We start from the raw sequence: 16,751 nt of genomic DNA on the forward strand, positions 1-16,751 counted from the left end.
CCGGGAAAAACCCTGGTCAGACCCCCTTTTCGGCTAGGTGATCCGGCCCAACACTGGTAATATTGAGCTTGTTGGAAGGGGATGGCACCCCGGACAACGAGAACCCCTCGAAACCCACCGGAACGGAAGGGCTGGCCACCATGGACCTGCTGACTATCGACCCCCGCGACACCGTCACCTACCGCCCCGTGGAGCACCCGATGCCGCTCGGCCTGGCCCCCTACCGGCCGGGCATCACCGGCGCGGAGGAGCTGGCCGCCACGCTCGTGGCGCGGCTGGGTCTGCGCGGGCACCGGATCGAGAGCCCCCGCTACATCGAGGAGGAGCCCCGTTGCGACCGGGGCCAGATGCTGGATTCGCTGGGCTCCCGGGCGATGCGAGTGGAGTGCCACGTCGACGGCCGCCCCGTGGCGTGGCGGCACGACCGTTTCGCGCGCAACCTTGAGACCGCCTGGACGGTCGAGGTCGACGGACAGGTCCGGCCCGCCGAACTGTCCCCGTACCTCCGGGCGCATGAGCGTCTCGCCGCCCTGGCCTGGATCATGCATCGCGCGATTCAGGGATGGTAAACCCAGAAAAACCCTGGTCAGAAGCCCTTTTCTGCTAGGTGATCCGGCTCAATGCTGGTAATATTGAGCTTGTTGGAAGGGGGTGGCACCCCGACCGACACCACCACTCGAAACCCACCGAGGAGCACCCCATGCGCGCACTCATCGAGACCTTCAAGACCATCCGCGCCCGTCACCGCGCGGCCCGCCGGGCGGGTCTGCGGTCCTACACCGTGGTCCTGGACTGGAGCACCAAGGCGTACGCGCACTACGCGCCCGAGATCGTGACCGTCCGCGCATCCTCCCCGCTGGCCGCCGAGATGGACGCCCTTCTTCAGGCCGCCAAGGCCCACACCATGCACGTGGACGAGTTCCAGGGCCGCGAGGGCCGCGCCCTGCTCCTGGAGGCGGGCAACGTGCTGAAGGTCGTCGCCACCTTCTCCGGCGCGCACAGCGCCGTTCACTCCGACCACTTCTGATCTGCCCCGGCCGGGGCGGCGGTTGGCACCGCCGCCCCGGCCCCCTCGAAACCCGTACGCACAACGAGAGGCACCCAGTGAGCACCATGACCGGCACCGTCACCACCCGCGCCCGCGCCATCGAGACCGGCGCACTGATCGAGGCCGACCCCGGCATTGCCGCCGAGGTCGAGTTCCCCGCCCCGGTGGCCATGACCGAGGCCGTTTACGCGGACTGCATCGCCGTCCCCGACACGTACCGGTGGGACACCGGCATCCGGCTGGACGACGCCGAGCGGGAATGGGACCTGCTCATCACCGCGTCCCGGGCGATCAAGGCCGCCGCAGGGTCCGGCCGCCCGCCACGGCTCGCGTTCTCCCTCTACCGCGTCCCGGTCGACGGCCTCAGCCGCGACCCGCAGCGCGTGACCCTGGTGGCCGAGGCGTCGCCCGGCGACAACGGCGAGCGCGTCATCACGATCATGCGCCCGAGCGAGCACCTGCCGCAGTAAGGCGACCCGGGGCGGCCACCAGGCCGCCCCGGATGCCCCCGGCCGGAAGGGGATGGCACCCCGACCGGCACCCCTCGAAACCCGAACCGAGCACGGAATGGAGCGCCCCACATGGGCTACGAATACAGCGTTGAGGGAACCGTCCAGGTCACCCCGCCGATCCCCTTCCCCGCACTTCTCCCCCTGACGCAGGGGCCCGATCTGCCGATCTTCTGCCTGGCCCCCGGCGTTGACGACCCGGACGCCGCTGGCCCCTGGTCCGACATCGTGGGCGTGTGGGCCCTGATCCCGAAGGACGTGCCGCTCGACCAGGCGCAGCCGGTCACCGTCAGCGCGCTCGCGGTGTCTCACATCTCCAAGAGCGGAGCGATCCACCAGCCGCTCGCCAGGTTCGTCCGGCTCTGCCTGGCGGCCGGTCACGAAGTCGTCAGCGAGCTGAAGTTCCACGGCGAAGGCGGCGAGCGCGGCGAGATCCAGGTGACGCCGAGCGGCGGCATCGAATGGGTCGAGACCTCAGCCCCCGGGCGGGAGCCCGTCCGCTGGTGAAGGCCCCCGCCCGGTCCGGCCGGTACCTCCGGCCGGACCGGGCGGGGTAACCGCCGGACGCGACGGCAGCCCGTCGCCCCCTCCGCCCCCGCGCCGGCCGAGGGGCGAGCTGTCGAGAACGACGGCCGCGCCGTTCCTGCGCGCGCATCGGCGCGTGTTCGCGGCGGGCCCCCGCCGCCGTGGGTGCAGCCCTCGCGGGGACGCCGGCCCCGGCGAGGGGCCACCAAAAACGGCTGGCAAGGAAGAGGGGCGGACCGGCCCGGAGGGGACGCGCGGACCGCCCTCGGTTCCTGGAAAAACCCTGGTCAGGCCCCCCTTTTGCTAGGTGATCCGGTTCAATGCCGGTAATATTGAGCTTGTTGGAAGGGGATGGCACCCCGACCGACACCACCACTCGAATCCCGTACGAACGAAAGGCACGAACGTGACCGTGACGCAGACCGAGCAGACGGAACAGACCCCCGAGAACGAGGCGGCCGAACCGGCAGTCTTCGGCCGCCTGGTGGCGATCGACCCGCTCGACTTCGACCCCGACGGCGGTACGGAGAAGCTGGTCATCGTCGACCCGTACAACCACCGCAAGAAGCGCGAGGAGGGCGACACCACCGAGCCCGACGCGGCTCTGATCGCCAGCGTCGAGGAGGTCGGCGTTCAGCAGGCGATCATTCTGCGCCCGCAGGAGGGCGAGCGGGACGGACAGCTCGGCATCGTGATCGGCCAGCGCCGCACCCTGGCCGCGTTCCGCGTCGCCAGCGCGGCCGCACAGGAGGGCCGCGAGTACCGGAAGATCCCGGCGATCATCCGCGACGACCTGCGCGGCGTCGATGACGAGGCGCTGACCGTCTCGATGGTGGAAAACCTGCACCGCCGCCAGGCGAGCGCGCAGGACGACGTGGACGCCGCCGAGCAGCTCGCCCTTCTGGTCAAGGCCAAGAAGGTACCCAAGGCCCGGAAGCGCAGCCTGGCCGCCGCCATCGGCCGCACCGAGGAGGAGCTGGACGCGGCCCACAAGGTCGCGCAGATGGACGCGGAGACCCTGGAAGACCTCCGGGACGAGGAGATCGAATTCGACTGGGTCGAGCTGGGCGACTACGACGAGGTCAAGGACGTGTCCAATGCTCAGGTCACGCTCATGCGGGCCAAGGCCAAGGACGAGCAGGAGGGCAACGCCAAGCGGGGCGCGTGGAAGACCGCCATGCAGGAGCTGCGCGCCAAGAAGGCCCGGACCGAGCGGATCGAGACCCTGAAGGCCGAACTGGCCGAGAAGAAGGTCAACACCGTCCACTGGGTGTGGAACTGGTCCTACAGCCCCGCCCGGCCGCTGGAGGAGCTGGTCAGCGGCATCGGTATGCCGATGAGCGAGCAGGGGCACAGCGAGACCTGCGAGGGGCACGCCGCCACGATCGACCCCGACGCGGCCGAGGTGGTGTGGCTGTGCGTCGACTGGAAGAAGCACGGCCACCGGATTGCCGGGGCCGCCCAGGGCGACGACAGCGACAGCGAGCCCGACGAGGAGGCGGACGCCAAGGCCGAGGCCGTGCGCGAGGAGCGCCGCCGCGTGAAGGTGAACAACCTCGCGTGGAGGACTGCCCGGGAGGGCCGGGAGGCTCACATCGCGGACATGTGCAAGGACAAGGGCGAGGCCCCGGCCGACGTCAAGGACCTGATCATGCGGACGCTCCTCGTGAGCGATGGGCACTACGTGCACTACGTCGGGAGCCAGGAGCACGGGGCGATGCTGGCGAAGTTCCTGGGGGACGAGCGGCTCACCCGTCAGCCGAAGGACGTGATCACCTCTCTGCTCAAGAAGACCGCGAGCAAGCGGTATTGGTGGACGCTGTTCGCGCACGTGGCGGGCTACTTCGAGGCCGAGCACATGAAGGACGACGCATGGCGCGGGGAGCCCCACTACCACCACGGCCCCTCGGTGCGCGGACGGATCAGGCCCGCGACCGCCGAGTGGATCAGCTTCCTGAAGCACCACGGGTACGGCGTGACGGAGGTCGAGGCGGAGACGGTGGCCACCGCCGAGCAGGAGGCCGAGGCCGAGGCCGAGCGCAGGGCCGAGCAGGAGCGGCAGCGCGAGGAGCGGGAAGCGGCCAGGGCCGCGCGGCAGGCCGAGAACCCCGCCCCCGACGAGGACGAGGAGTCCGGCGACGACGGCGACGACGGTGAAGAGGACTACCAGTACGACGACACGGATGAGGAGTACGAGGAACCGGCCGGGGCGGTAGAGAACGCGGACCCCGAGGCCGAGGACGAGACGGACGCGGGGCCGGACGAGGCGGAGGGGCGCGGGCACGCGCCCGCCGAGGACGGCCAGGAGGACGGCGAGCGGGAGTAACAGCGGCACCGGGCAGGCCCGTTCCTTGACGGGCCTGCCCCGGCCGGGGCGGCGGTTGGCACCGCCGCCCCGGCCCTCGAAACCCATCACGCACGAGGAGAGCGCACCATGACAGACGTTCGTATCGACCCCCACACCGACACGGCCGGGGACCGGCTGATCCGCACGCTCGAAGCCCACGGGCTGACGGCCCGCACCGGCACCGATGTCCACACCGGCACCGACATGGTCACCGTCGACATCGCGGGCGGGCCCGAAATCTGGATCGCGGACCGCACCGGCCACACCGACAGCCCCGTGGACGCCCACCCCGGATGGGTCGCGGTCTACCGGCCGCACGCCGACCTCAGCGACGAGGGAGAGACCGAGGTCTACCGGTCCGAGGGAGCAAGCGGCTTCACCCAGGACACCGCCGCTCTGGTGGTCGCGGTCGTCCAGTGCGCCGCCGCCCGCAGCCTGGCCGCCGCGTGACGGCCCCCGTCCACGACGCCCGAGCGCTGGCCCACCTGGCCCGCCAAGACGCCGGGCCGCCCCCGGCAGAGGCCGAGGAACGCGCCGACTGGCGCGCGGAGCTGCGCGCGGCCCACGACGACTACCGCGCCGGCCGCGCCATTGCGGTCGGCGTCGACCGGCTCGACACGGTCCGGCGCGCGGTCCGGGCCGGACGCTACGACGCCCGAGACCACCAGGACCTCACGGAGGCCCTGGCCGCCGTGGAACACGGCTGCATGTCCTCCTGGCGCACCACCCCTTACGGGCTGGTCTGGATCGACAACGAGTTCTGAACTGCCCCGGCCGGGGCGGCGGATGGCACCGCCGCCCCGGCCCCGCTCGAAACCCACCACCCCGAGAACGAGGAGATCACCCATGACGGACGCTCAAGAACGCACGGCCCGCGACCTGCTGAGCGAGGCACTCCAGGCGGAAGGGCACACCATCGGCGGGGAGGCGTGGCTGGGCAGCGGCTGTTTCGTTCTGACGGTCCAGGTCGCCGGTCCGGCCCAGCTCTGGATCAGTGACGCCGACGCCCAGCTCGACTATCCGCCTGCCGAGCACACCGGTTGGACCGCGTTCTACCACTCCCATGGCCTGGACACCGAGGAGGACGCTCCCGAGGTCTACCGGTCCACCGACACCGACTGTGCGGCGGACACCGCGAATCTCGTGCGGATCGTCAACGCCTACGTGGCCGCCGCCACGGCGTAGCCGGAACGCAGACCGGCGACCGCCCTGCCATAAGGCAGGACCCCCCACACAAGTGCGGCAGGCTGGCGCGGTCGCCGGTCTTCTCGAAACCCGTACCGCGCGTGGTGGCGACATCCCCAGAAGGGGGCGCTACTTCCACGCGGAACGAGAGAACACCAGGGTAGCGGGTCCAGGCCAGGGGACGAAAAGAGATCAGAAAAGCGCCCCCAGTGCTTCCGATTCGGGTGAAAGCTGGTATTGTTGTTCTTGTTGGAAGGGGATGGCACCCCGACTAGCACCACCACTCGAAACCCGTACGGAAGAGGCAACCGATGGCTTCCACCCTGGAACTCTCCGAGGCCGCGCTGACCGGTCTGCGCGACTACCTCATGGCCACCGCCGCCGACGAGGACAAGGCCCCGCTGGAGGAACTGGACGGACTCAGCGACACCGTCCTCGCGGCCTACTGGCACGGCTACGTCGAGGCCAGCAAGGCCGGACGCGACGGGCAGGCACTGCACGCGGCCGCGCTCAGCAAGGCACTCGCCGCGCCGCTCGGCGCGGTCTGCGCCGAGACCGGCGCACTGCGCGCCGCCCTCGCCCAGTCCTTCCAGTAACCCGACCCGGCCGGGCGGCGGATGGCACCGCCGCCCGGCCCCTCGAAATCCGCCCCGTTCAGCCAGAGAGAGGCCCCCGATGACCACCCCCTCCCCAGACGTCGAAGCCGGCCCCGCGAAGACCCGCACCATCGACGAGCCCGAGATCGACAAGCGCAGCGCCGAATCCCCCTACTTCGGACGGTTCACCTGCGACGTCTGCGGCGACGACTTCGCCGTCCACCGTTCGCTCACCGTCGAAGAGCGCGAGTTCACCGACATCGAGACCCGCGCGACGTGGTCCGGCCTGATCGTGGTCGCCTGCGACCGCAGCTAACAGCACCCGACCCACCCGGGGCGGCGGATGGCACCGCCGCCCCGGCCCCCTCGAAACCCGACGCAAGGAGAAGCCCGACCATGACCCTCCCCAGCGACCTGCCGAACCCCGACGGCAACGCCGAGACCGCCCGCTCCCGCCGTGACCTCCTGGTCGCCCGGCACGACGGCCGGATGTTCACCGAGACCATCGGCCGCCCCCTGCTCCGCGCCCAGCAGACCGCGCAGACCTACCGGGCGGCCGCCGATCACGCCGAGCTCGACCGGTGCGGAGCTCCCGATCGCGTCTGGCTCAGGGGCCAGTCGGCCCTGTGCCACCACCGCGCCCGCATCGCGGCCGACGAGGCCGCCCTGGCCACCGAGCGGACGCAGCCGGGCCAGGCCGCCGCGTGGGCCGCCCTGGCCGACCGCTACGCGACGGCGGCCCGCCACCTCGCCCGCCCCGCACCGGTCCGGGCCGCAGAGATCACCAACCTCCGCGTCGCCGCCGATGCGCTGGAGGCCCTGATGACCCCCGTGATCCCGGCGCAGCCCGCCGCCCCCCTGTCCTGCATCGCCCTGTTCAGCGTCGACAGCGGTCGCCAGGCGCTCGACAGCGCCCGACGCGGTAACGGGCCGGTGCTCAGGCACGTGAACACGGTGGAGGTGGAGCTGCTGCTGTTCGCCGCGTACGCCCAGGGGCAGGCCGAGACCGGCTACCACATCGCCACACAGGCCGTCCGTGCGCTCGACCGCGCCCGCAAGACCGCGCCCGAGGACGAGGCCGAAGCCATGGACCCGCAGGCCCTGGCCACCGCCTTCGAGCTGAGCGAGCAGGCCCTGGACGCGGCCGAGGCCGCCACCCCGCCCGCGCCGTAGAACCCGAGCCCGGCCGGGACGGCCGCACCGCCGCCGTCCCGGCCCCGGACCCCCAGGAGAGCCCTGCCCGATGCCCCAGCCCCATCCCGAGGCGCACGAAGGAACGCCCGCCACGCTGTACGAAAGCCTGCTGACGCGCCCCTTCTACCTGCCGGGTGCGCACCTGCCCGACTCAGCCGGCCCCGTCTGGACCTGCTGGACATGCACCACACCGTGGCCGTGCGCCACCGCCCAGCCGTACCTCCGGGCCGGACAGTGCAGCACGCGCAGCGCGACGACCCAGTGGAAGCCGTGCGGCGCGACGACCCAGTGGGAGCGGAACGGCCCCCGACGCTGGCACGTCGGCCCAGACTGCTACACCCGCAAGGATGCCCTGAACGCGCTGGCCGAGGAACTCCACCAGCAGCGCATGGCGAACCCCACCTACCCGCCCAGCCACTACTACCCGGAGAAACCCCGCCGCCGCCGACGCCAGCGCCCGCCGTACGACCACACCCCCATGGGGCCGGGCGACATCCAGCCCGGCACCTGGCTATGGGTCATCCCCGGCGGACTCCACCCCGGATGGGGCGACATCCACCGACTCGCCATGCTCACCGCACTCGGCACGCCGTACTGCGAGGTCTGGATGGACGACACCACCGTTCACCGCGTCCGATCCGAGAAGCTGATCGTCACCGACGCCGGACGCCAGGCCGCCCACGCCGCAGGGCTCACCACCCTCCGGCAGGCGAGCGGGCCCCGACCGCGCCCCCTGCTCCCCGAATGGCGATGGGTCGACTGGACCCTGGCCGAGCACATCGCCCACCAGGAGCACGCCGCCCCCACAACTGAGCCAGCCGAACAGCCCGTCCAGGACGAGCTGTTCACCGTCGCCTGACGGACTACCCCGGCCCGGAACGACCATCGTTCCGGGCCGGAGGTATGTCCGCGTCCGGCGCGGCGACGGCGCCGACGGGCCGATGAGGGCGAGGGAACCGCGGAGGCCGTCGGCGCCACCGTCGTGCGCGCCGGCCTGCCGGAGAACGCGCGGCGAGTGCGCCCGCCGTGGAGCGGCACCCGGCCTCCGGCCGGATGCGAGGGGCGCTCTCGCGCCACCCCCTCGCGCACCCCCGGCGCCCGTGGCCGGCCCCGGTGGCACGGCAGCGGGAACCAGGGTGTGACGGCCGCTCGTACCTCACGGCCAGGCCAGGATGCGCGACGGGGCGCTTTCCTCGTGGTCGCCGCCGCGACGGGGGACCTCCAAGTCGGGGCCGGGGCGGCGGCGACCTCGAGGACGCTCCGCCCGGCGGGGCCCCTGGAGCTACTCGTCGTACGGCACCCGTCCTTCGGTCGGGTACTGGGGGCTCCTCGCCCCCAGACCCCTCGCCAGCGCCAAGGGCGCGCTGGACCGCCCAGGTGGACAAGCAACAGGCCCCGGGCATCGCGGGGTTGTCCCGCGGCCTGCGGGCCGGTGGTGAAGGTGCGGGTGGTTGCCCGCGGCGTGGCCGTCGGTGGGGGGTCTCATCGCACCTTCGGTGCGATCCGGCCGTGCGCCGCAGTCGTCGGGCGTGGCCGCCCTCCTTATTGCGGCCCTCCGGTCGCTGCGCTCCCTGCGGGCTGCGGTCGCAAGCTCCCTTGCGCGAAGCCCCGGGGGGCTCCTCCGGACGCCCGCCCCCCGGGGACCGGGGGACGGGCTGAAGTCCGTTGTGGCCGGGGCGATTCCTCCGCGTCGTCGTCGTCCGCCGGCACCGTCGTGGTGACCGCGAGGGGCTGAGGTCGAGGAGGGCCAGGAGGAGCTGGAGCCGGTGGAGAAGGTGCGGGCCGGCCCGGGGCCGGGGGAGGGAAAAGCGGCTGGCAAGGAGGGGGGCGGCGGGGCCCGGACGCCCTCTAAAAGATCATGGAACTTCCGGGAAAAACCCTGGTCAGACCCCCTTTTCGGCTAGGTGATCCGGCCCAACACTGGTAATATTGAGCTTGTTGGAAGGGGATGGCACCCCGGACAACGAGAACCCCTCGAAACCCACACCGGAGGAACCCATGAGCGAGCAGATCACCCCCGAGCGTCAGGCCGAGGCGGAGACGATCGGCCGCACGGTCTACCAGGCCATGCGCGCCGAGATGATCGAAGCGTCCAGCCAGCGGGAGGGCATCGACACCCCCCTCCTCATGGCAGGGCTGGAGGTCGAGGCGACCTACCAGGCCGCCCGCGAGGCACTGACGAAGGCCCGCGCCGAACGCCAGAACGTGCACTACGCCATGTGGCGCGCGAACAAGGACCCCCGCGCCGTCGCGGCCCTGCTGCCCGCCACCGTCAAGGCCGCCACCGTGCGCGCTGCCGTAGTCAAGCTCGCGCCGTCCCAGGACTTCGAGGCCCTGCCGCTGTGGCGCACCGACGACGAGGAGGCCGCAGCCACCAACTGACCCCGAACGGCCGGGCGGCGGATGGCACCGCCGCCCGGCCCCGCTCGAAACCCGATACGACGCACCGCAGGAGAGCACGCCATGAAGTTCCAGGTCCACACCGCCATCGGCCACGACGCGACCCTTGTTCCGGCCCCGCTCGACACCCACGAGGCCGCCCGAGAGTTCACCGCCACGCTGGCCCACCTTTTCCAGGTCGAGCCCGCCCGTGTCATCCATGACGAATACCGGGCCGCCGAGTACGTGTGGACCAACGTCACCGTGTCCCTTCCCGCCATCGGTGAGGCGGTGTTCAGCGTGGACAGCCGCAAGACGGCCCGCGAAGCGGTCCGCCTGTACCTGGACAACAAGGCGGTGCCGTTCGCCTGGACGGACAGCAGGAGCGCCGGGCAGACGTTCGCCGGAGCCGTGGCCGCCGCCGTCCGCGAGCGTGACGCCCGCGCGGCCCGCCAAGGCTGAACAGGCTTGGGGCGGCGGTCATCGCCGCCGCCCCGAACCCCAGAAAAACCCCTGATCAGAACCGCCCCCCGCTTCCATATCCGGCTCAACGCTGGTAATATTGAGCTTGTTGGAAGGGGGTGGCACCCCGACCGGCACCACCACTCGAAACCCACACCACGGAGGAACCCCGTGATCACCACCACCATCGAGCACAGCAGGGTCTACGGCACCACCGCCCGCGTCAGCGACCACCACGGTTGGCTCAAGGCCACTCTGCGACAGCACGGATTCGAGTGGTCCCACTCCCTGAACGCGTTCGCCGCCCCCGGCACCCGTACCTGGCCGTTCGACCCCTTCAAGTTCGCCAAGGTCACCGGCGAACTCCGGCGGTGCGGATTCCCCGTCAAGGTGGTCGTCGACAACGCGCGGCCCGAGGCCGACCCGGTCGCGGACGCGGTGACCGAGCTGTTCGATCTCGCGTACGCCGTTCAGCGGCTCGGGGCGGCACTCGCCCAGGACATGCTCACCCGGCCTAGCCGGGTCACCGCCGAGCGCGTGAGGCAGGCCCAGGAAGCCGTGGAGGCCGCCACCGCCAAGGCCGAGGAGATCGAGCAGCGCCCCGGCGTCTACGAGCACCCCGAGATGCGAAACGTCTGGCACCTCCTCAACCAGGGGTGGACGGCCGTCGGTCTGCCCCCCTTCTAGGCCCCCGCACATCCCCGAAGGGGCGGACGCCGACCAGGCGTCCGCCCCTTCGGCGTGCCCGCGCGGCGAGGAGCGCCGACGGCCCGCCGGGGCCGCGCCGGTCACGCACCGAGGAGACCGGACCCGGCGCGAGCGACGGCCGCGCCGTGGGACCGGCGGCCGGTGCGCAGCTCCGTCGCCCGGCACCCGACCTCCGGCCGGGTGCGAGGGGCGCTCACGCGCCACCCCCTCGCACACCCCCGGCGCCTGTGGCCGGCCCCGTCGTCCGCCTGCCGGTGGCCGAGCAGTGCGGCACCCCGGGCGATCTACGTGACCGGTCGTCCGCCGGGCGCGGCGCGCCGCGGAGCGCAGAAAACCGGCTGGCAAGGAGAGGGGGCGGCCCCGCCCGGAAGGCGCGCGCGGGATCTGCGATTCGAGAAAAACCCTGGTCAGGCCCCCTTTTCCGCTTCTGAATCCGGTTCAAGACTGGTAATATTGAGCTTGTTGGAAGGGGATGGCACCCCGACCCGCACCACCACTCGAAACCCGCACCACACGGAGGGCACAGATCATGACCACCACCCAGCGCGCGGACCAGGACCAGCAGCTTCCGGCCCTGACGAAGATCGGCGGAGCCTGGCACTGCGTCATCTCCAACAAGCTCTTCAAGGTCACCAAGCCCGGCCGTAACTGGACCGTCGCCCGCGCGGACGACGCCGCAGACCCGCAGCCGGTCGCGTCCGCCCGCACCCGCAAGGAAGCCCTTGCCGCAGCCCTGACCGCCCTCTCCGTCTCCCTGGCCCTGCCCGAGCCGACCGTCACCCACGTCGGTTCCCGCCTGAACGCCCTCGGCGGCGGCGCGACCATCACCATCGCCGGACTGGTCTCCGTCTTCTACCGGCTGGAGAAGGGGGGATACACCCAGCCGTGCGGCAAGTGCGGCGGCAAGGGGCACATCAACGCCTACGACCACGTCCAGGGAGGCATCTGCTTCGACTGCGCGGGATACGGAGCCCTCGGGGCCCCGATGCCCCTTGAGCACCGGATCGAAGACGTGAAGTACCTGGCCACCGACATGCGCAAGCAACACGAGCGGGCCATCATCGACGCCGCCAAGGGCCGGGCGATCTGGGCCAAGTTCAGCACCGCCGAGCCCGAGCTGGCCAAGTGGATGGACAACGACGGAAGCACCTTCCCCGACGACATGCGCCGTCTGATCACCTCCGGCAAGTCCATGACGCCCCGCCAGGACCAGGCCGCCCGCCGGGCCGCCGAGGAGTACGCCCACCGCGACGAGCGCGCAGCCGCCGAAGCCGCCGCGCGCGCCGAACGCATCGCCTCCGCCCGATCCCTGGCCGAGGGCGACGACGTGGCCCACGAGGGCACCGTCACCCTGGCCAGGACCGTCGACGGCGCATTCGGCTCCCGGATGCTCCTCCTGATCGACGCAGGAGACGGACTCACGCTGAAAATCTTCAGCACCAGCAAGGCGGCATGGGAAGCCGAGGAAGGCGACCGGGTGCGCATCACCGGCACGGCCAAGAAGCCCCAGACCGACAGGTACGAGGGCACGCCGCAGACCCCCGTAGCCCGCCCGCGCATCACCATCGTCGCCACCGCCGACGAGCTCGAAGCAGTCGCGGTGTAACCCCGGCGGCGGGGCGACCCCAAGTCGCCCCGCCGCCCGGCCCGCTCCAGCCGTGCGGCGTGGGCGGCGGCCGGCCGGGGGTGGCCGGGCCGGGCGCGGAGCGCCTTCGGGGTGGCGGCCCGTGGGCGCCGGCCCCGCCGTGCGGGGCGCAGCCCGGTGCGCGGCACCGTCGTACGGCACCCGTCCTTCGGGCGGGAACTGGGGGCTCCTCGCCCCCAGACCCCTCGCCAGCGCCAAGGGCGCGCTGGACCGCCCAGGTGGACAAGCAACAGGCCCCGGGCATCGCGGGGTTGTCCCGCGGCCGTGCGGCGCCGTTGTCGGGTGCGGGCCGGTTCCCGCGGCCTGCGGGCCGGTGGGGGTTTTCATCGCACCTTCGGTGCGATCCGGCCGTGCGCCGCAGTCGTCGGCCCTGGGGGGCCTCCTTATTGCGGCCCTCCGGTCGCTGCGCTCCCTGCGGGCTGCGTCGCTTCGCTCCTTGCGCGAAGCCCCGGGGGGCTCCTCCGGACGCCCGCCCCCCGGGGACCGGGGGACGAGCTGAGCTGAGTGGTGGGCCGGGGCGAGGAGAGCGGTTTCGTCGTTGTCCGCCGGCACCGTCGTGGCCGGGGCGAGGGGCTGAGGTCGAAGAGGGAGAGAGGGGAGCTGCGCGACGTCGAGGGGTGCGGGCCGGCCCGGGGCCGGGGGAGGGAAAAGCGGCTGGCAGCGAGGGGGGTCGGCCGGGCCCGGACGCCCTCTAAAAGATCATGGAACTTCCGGGAAAAACCCTGGTCAGACCCCCTTTTCGGCTAGGTGATCCGGCCCAATACTGGTAATATTGAGCTTGTTGGAAGGGGATGGCACCCCGGACAACGAGAACCCCTCGAAACCCGTTGAAAGGTGCTGGACATGACCGTCAAGACCCGCAACTCTCGCCCCGCCGCCAAGAAGGCCACCGAGACCCCGCAGCCGGTCGTCACCGTCGTTGACACCCGTCACCCGAAGTCCGGCCTGTCGGTCAGCTACCGCGTCACGGTGGACACCGTGGAGCGCGCCGAGGTGATCAGTGAGGCGGGAGTCTCGGCCGGGCTGGTCGCCCGCCTCACGATCCAGGCGGGCCCGCGACAGCGCCCCGTGACCATCATGGCCAGCCGCCTTATCGGCGAGGGTGAGTGGTACGCCGACGCCATGACCGAGCGCGGCGGCCGCGTCCACCACTCCCGTGGATTCGGGAACCGGCGCGGGGTTCCCCGTCGCCTCCTGTCCGACCTGGGCGACGTGCTCACTCTCTGCGCGTACGACGTTCGCGGACTGGTCGAGGACGCCGAGCCCGGCCGCCCGCTGAAGCTGCGCAAGGTCAAGGCCAAGCGCAAGGCGAAGGCCGACGCCGAGGCGTAACCCGGAGGGCCGGGGCGCGGCGAGCGCCCCGGCCACAAAGGGGGGCCGGATGAGAAAAACCCTGGTCAGGCCCCCCTTTTCCCTTCCAAATCCGGCCCAACACTGGTAATATTGAGCTTGTTGGAAGGGGATGGCACCCCGACCGGCACCGCTCGAAACCCGCACCACTTCACCGAGAGGCACCCGAGATGGCTACCAAGACGACGCGCCGCCGCTCCACCAAGCCCACCAAGACCCCCGAGGAGCGCGCGGCAGAGGTAGACGCCCTCCACGAGCAGCTCAACACCGCGATTGCGTCCCTGGTCTCCGCCGACGGATGGAAGGCGATGCTTCGCGCGACCGTCGCGAACCTCGGCCGCTACTCCGCCAACAACATGCTGCTGATCCTGGCCCAGTGCCCGCACGCCACCCAGGTGCGCAGCTTCAAGCAGTGGAAGGAAAACGGCCGCTCCGTCCGCAAGGGGGAAAAGGGACTGCGGATCTTCGCCCCCATGACGGTGAAGAAGAAGGACGAGACCGGCGCGCCGGTCCTGGACGAGAACGGCCAGGAGCAGAAGAGGACCCTCTTCAAGACCGTTGCCGTGTTCGACATCAGCCAGACCGACCCCATCGAGGGCGAGGCCGCCCCCGAGGAGCCCACCACGGAGCCCGCCTACGCGCTCGGCGGGAAGGTGGAAGGCGACGCCCCGGCCGAACTCTGGAACGGCCTTACGGCCCACATCGAGGGCCACGGGTACACGGTGCGGCTGGAGTCCACCGGCCGCGCGGACGGGTACACCGACCCCGCGACCCGCGTAGTCGGCATCCAGGCCAGCGACCCCGAGGCACACCGCGTGATCACGCTCGCCCACGAGGGCGCGCACATCGAGTGCGGCCACGTCGCGGACATGGACGAGTACCGCCGCCACCGGGGCCGCATGGAGTGCGAAGCCGAATCCGTCGCGTACATCGTCGCCGGGGTGGCCGGACTGGACGCCGCCCTTACGTCCGTCCCGTACATCGCGGATTGGGCAGGCCGGACCGCCGAAGAAGTCCGCGAGACGCTTGCAGCCGCAAGCGCAACGGTCGTCCGCGCCGCCCGCGCGATCCTGGCCACCACGACCGCCACGCCGGACGAGGCGACGGAGACCGGCGAGGCGGAGCGCGCGGCGGAGGAAGCCGCCCACGCCGCCTACCAGGAGGTACGCGCCGAGATGATCGAGACCGCGCACCAGCGCGAGCAGGGCCAGCCGCTCAGCGCCGCCCCGGAGACCGCAGCCGCCCAGGGGTGAACGCAGGGCCGGGGGAGGGAGAGCCCTCCCCCGGCGCGGCGGGAGCGCGCCGACCGGACCGCCGTAGCGCGGCAGCCGACGGCGGCCGTGTCCGCACCTCCCGGCGGACGACGACCGCGCCGCCGGACCGGCCGCCGGTGCGCCCCCCGCCGTGGGCGCACCACCAGAACAACCCCGCCGGGGCGGCGGATGGCACCGCCGCCCCGGCTCCCTCGAAACCCCGACCACACCGCGCGAAGGACAGACCGATGAACGTACTCACCATGACCACCTGGGTTGCCGTCTACGGATGGGGGCCCGAGACCGACGCACCCGCACTCGTCGTCTACTCCACGGCCACCAACGAGGCCACGGCCCGCGAGCTCGCCGACACCGCCGCCGAGAAGTTCGGTCGCGAGAATGCGTGCTCCTGCTGCGACAACGAACCTCAGCTCTGGACCGTCCTGCGCGTCCCCTTCGGTCAACTCCCGCCGCAGGCCGACGAAACCAGTGCGAGCCTGCACGTGGGAGAGCGCGGGTAACGGCCCCGCCCCGGCCGCGCGGTTCGTGCCGCGCGGCCGTGTGCGCGGTGGGCGGCGGCCGGCCGGGGGTGGCCGGGCCGGGCGCGGAGCGCCGTCGGGGCGCAGCGCCGTGGGCGCCGGCCCCGGCGTCGGGGTACGGGCGGTGCGCAGCGCCGCCCGGGGTGCACCCGTCCTTCGGCCGGGTACTGGGGGCTCCTCGCCCCCAGACCCCTCGCCAGCGCCGAGGGCGCGCTGGACCGCCCAGGTGGACAAGCAACAGGCCCCGGGCATCGCGGGGTTGTCCCGCGGCCGTACGGCGCCGTTGTCGGGTGCGGGCCGGTTCCCGCGGCGTGGCCGTCGGTGGGGGTTTTCATCGCACCTTCGGTGCGATCCGGCCGTGCGCCGCAGTCGTCGGGCCTGGGGGCCCTCCTTATTGCGGCCCGCGCTGCGCGCGGGCTGCGTCGCTTCGCTCCTTGCGCGAAGCCCCGGGGGGCTCCTCCGGACGCCCGCCCCCCGGGGACCGGGGGACGAGCTGAAGTCCGTCGTGGTCGAGGCGGGGAACGGAGCGCCGTGTCCGAGTGCCGGCGCCGCCGTGGTGACCGTCCGGGGGCTGAGGTCGAGGAGGGCCAGGAGGAACTGGAGCCGGTGGAGAAGGTGCGGGCCGGCCCGGGGCCGGGGGAGGGAAAAGCGGCTGGCAAGGAGGGGGGTCGGCGGGGCCCGGACGCCCTCTAAAAGATCATGGAACTTCCGGGAAAAACCCTGGTCAGACCCCCTTTTCGGCTAGGTGATCCGGCCCAACACTGGTAATATTGAGCTTGTTGGAAGGGGATGGCACCCCGGACAACGAGAACCCCTCGAAACCCGCACCACACGGAGGCAAACGACATGACCGCGACCGCGACCCGCGCCCCCCAGCTCTTCACCTGCACGTGCAGCGCGAAGCCGGAGCCGCACCTGGCCTCCGTCCAGCGCATCCTGGTCGCGGGGGCCCCGGAGGTTGACCCGCAGTTGGTGCGCCGGGCCCTGGAGGATGTCCGTTACGACCTCTCG

At 72.0% G+C, this 16,751-nt stretch carries 19 protein-coding genes; all 19 read left to right on the top strand.

Annotated elements, in window-relative coordinates:
* Positions 1-62 precede the first annotated feature (62 nt).
* Entirely contained in the window at positions 63-569 is a 507-nt protein-coding gene (locus OG306_RS40755; RefSeq protein WP_331720914.1) for a hypothetical protein, read from the top strand.
* Between the two features lie 131 nt (positions 570-700).
* Positions 701-1,027 (top strand): hypothetical protein, encoded by a 327-nt coding sequence (locus OG306_RS40760; RefSeq protein WP_331720915.1) that lies wholly within the window; start codon positions 701-703, stop codon positions 1,025-1,027.
* 86 nt (positions 1,028-1,113) lie between these two features.
* Positions 1,114-1,518: a DUF6573 family protein gene (locus tag OG306_RS40765; protein ID WP_331720916.1), complete on the top strand. Its 405-nt coding sequence runs from the start codon at positions 1,114-1,116 to the stop codon at positions 1,516-1,518.
* Between the two features lie 111 nt (positions 1,519-1,629).
* The gene (locus OG306_RS40770) at positions 1,630-2,064 is read left to right on the top strand and encodes a hypothetical protein (protein WP_331720917.1); all 435 of its coding nucleotides are present in this window, start codon (positions 1,630-1,632) and stop codon (positions 2,062-2,064) included.
* A 424-nt stretch (positions 2,065-2,488) separates the two neighbouring features.
* Positions 2,489-4,408 carry a ParB/RepB/Spo0J family partition protein gene (locus OG306_RS40775; protein ID WP_331720918.1) on the top strand — a complete coding sequence of 640 codons (1,920 nt, stop codon included), beginning with the start codon at positions 2,489-2,491 and terminating at the stop codon, positions 4,406-4,408.
* 108 nt (positions 4,409-4,516) lie between these two features.
* Positions 4,517-4,879 (top strand): hypothetical protein, encoded by a 363-nt coding sequence (locus tag OG306_RS40780; protein ID WP_331720919.1) that lies wholly within the window; start codon positions 4,517-4,519, stop codon positions 4,877-4,879.
* A complete protein-coding gene (locus OG306_RS40785) occupies positions 4,876-5,193 on the top strand; it encodes a hypothetical protein (RefSeq protein WP_331720920.1) in 318 nt (105 codons plus the stop codon). Before OG306_RS40780 ends, OG306_RS40785 begins: the two co-directional genes overlap by 4 nt.
* Before the next feature lie 82 nt (positions 5,194-5,275).
* Positions 5,276-5,614 carry a hypothetical protein gene (locus OG306_RS40790; RefSeq protein WP_331720921.1) on the top strand — a complete coding sequence of 113 codons (339 nt, stop codon included), beginning with the start codon at positions 5,276-5,278 and terminating at the stop codon, positions 5,612-5,614.
* A gap of 311 nt (positions 5,615-5,925) precedes the next feature.
* Positions 5,926-6,210: a hypothetical protein gene (locus OG306_RS40795; protein WP_331720922.1), complete on the top strand. Its 285-nt coding sequence runs from the start codon at positions 5,926-5,928 to the stop codon at positions 6,208-6,210.
* A 79-nt stretch (positions 6,211-6,289) separates the two neighbouring features.
* Entirely contained in the window at positions 6,290-6,526 is a 237-nt protein-coding gene (locus OG306_RS40800) for a hypothetical protein (RefSeq protein ID WP_331720923.1), read from the top strand.
* An 80-nt stretch (positions 6,527-6,606) separates the two neighbouring features.
* Positions 6,607-7,383, top strand: coding sequence for a hypothetical protein (locus OG306_RS40805; protein WP_331720924.1), 777 nt, complete (start codon positions 6,607-6,609; stop codon positions 7,381-7,383).
* A 70-nt stretch (positions 7,384-7,453) separates the two neighbouring features.
* Positions 7,454-8,263 (top strand): hypothetical protein, encoded by an 810-nt coding sequence (locus tag OG306_RS40810; RefSeq protein ID WP_331720925.1) that lies wholly within the window; start codon positions 7,454-7,456, stop codon positions 8,261-8,263.
* Between the two features lie 1,139 nt (positions 8,264-9,402).
* Positions 9,403-9,786, top strand: coding sequence for a hypothetical protein (locus OG306_RS40815; RefSeq protein WP_371666341.1), 384 nt, complete (start codon positions 9,403-9,405; stop codon positions 9,784-9,786).
* 81 nt (positions 9,787-9,867) lie between these two features.
* Positions 9,868-10,245: a hypothetical protein gene (locus OG306_RS40820; protein WP_331720927.1), complete on the top strand. Its 378-nt coding sequence runs from the start codon at positions 9,868-9,870 to the stop codon at positions 10,243-10,245.
* A gap of 171 nt (positions 10,246-10,416) precedes the next feature.
* Positions 10,417-10,932, top strand: coding sequence for a hypothetical protein (locus tag OG306_RS40825; RefSeq protein ID WP_331720928.1), 516 nt, complete (start codon positions 10,417-10,419; stop codon positions 10,930-10,932).
* A gap of 550 nt (positions 10,933-11,482) precedes the next feature.
* Complete coding sequence (locus OG306_RS40830; protein WP_331720929.1) at positions 11,483-12,559, top strand: hypothetical protein; 1,077 nt, start codon at positions 11,483-11,485, stop codon at positions 12,557-12,559.
* Positions 12,560-13,441: 882 nt separating this feature from the next.
* Positions 13,442-13,930 (top strand): hypothetical protein, encoded by a 489-nt coding sequence (locus tag OG306_RS40835; protein WP_331720930.1) that lies wholly within the window; start codon positions 13,442-13,444, stop codon positions 13,928-13,930.
* 188 nt (positions 13,931-14,118) lie between these two features.
* Positions 14,119-15,201, top strand: a complete 1,083-nt coding sequence (locus OG306_RS40840; protein WP_331720931.1) for an ArdC-like ssDNA-binding domain-containing protein — start codon at positions 14,119-14,121, stop codon at positions 15,199-15,201.
* A 248-nt stretch (positions 15,202-15,449) separates the two neighbouring features.
* Complete coding sequence (locus tag OG306_RS40845) at positions 15,450-15,722, top strand: hypothetical protein (RefSeq protein ID WP_331720932.1); 273 nt, start codon at positions 15,450-15,452, stop codon at positions 15,720-15,722.
* Positions 15,723-16,751 lie beyond the last annotated feature (1,029 nt).

The sequence above is a fragment of the Streptomyces sp. NBC_01241 genome (assembly GCF_041435435.1).
Classification (GTDB): Bacteria; Actinomycetota; Actinomycetes; order Streptomycetales; family Streptomycetaceae; genus Streptomyces.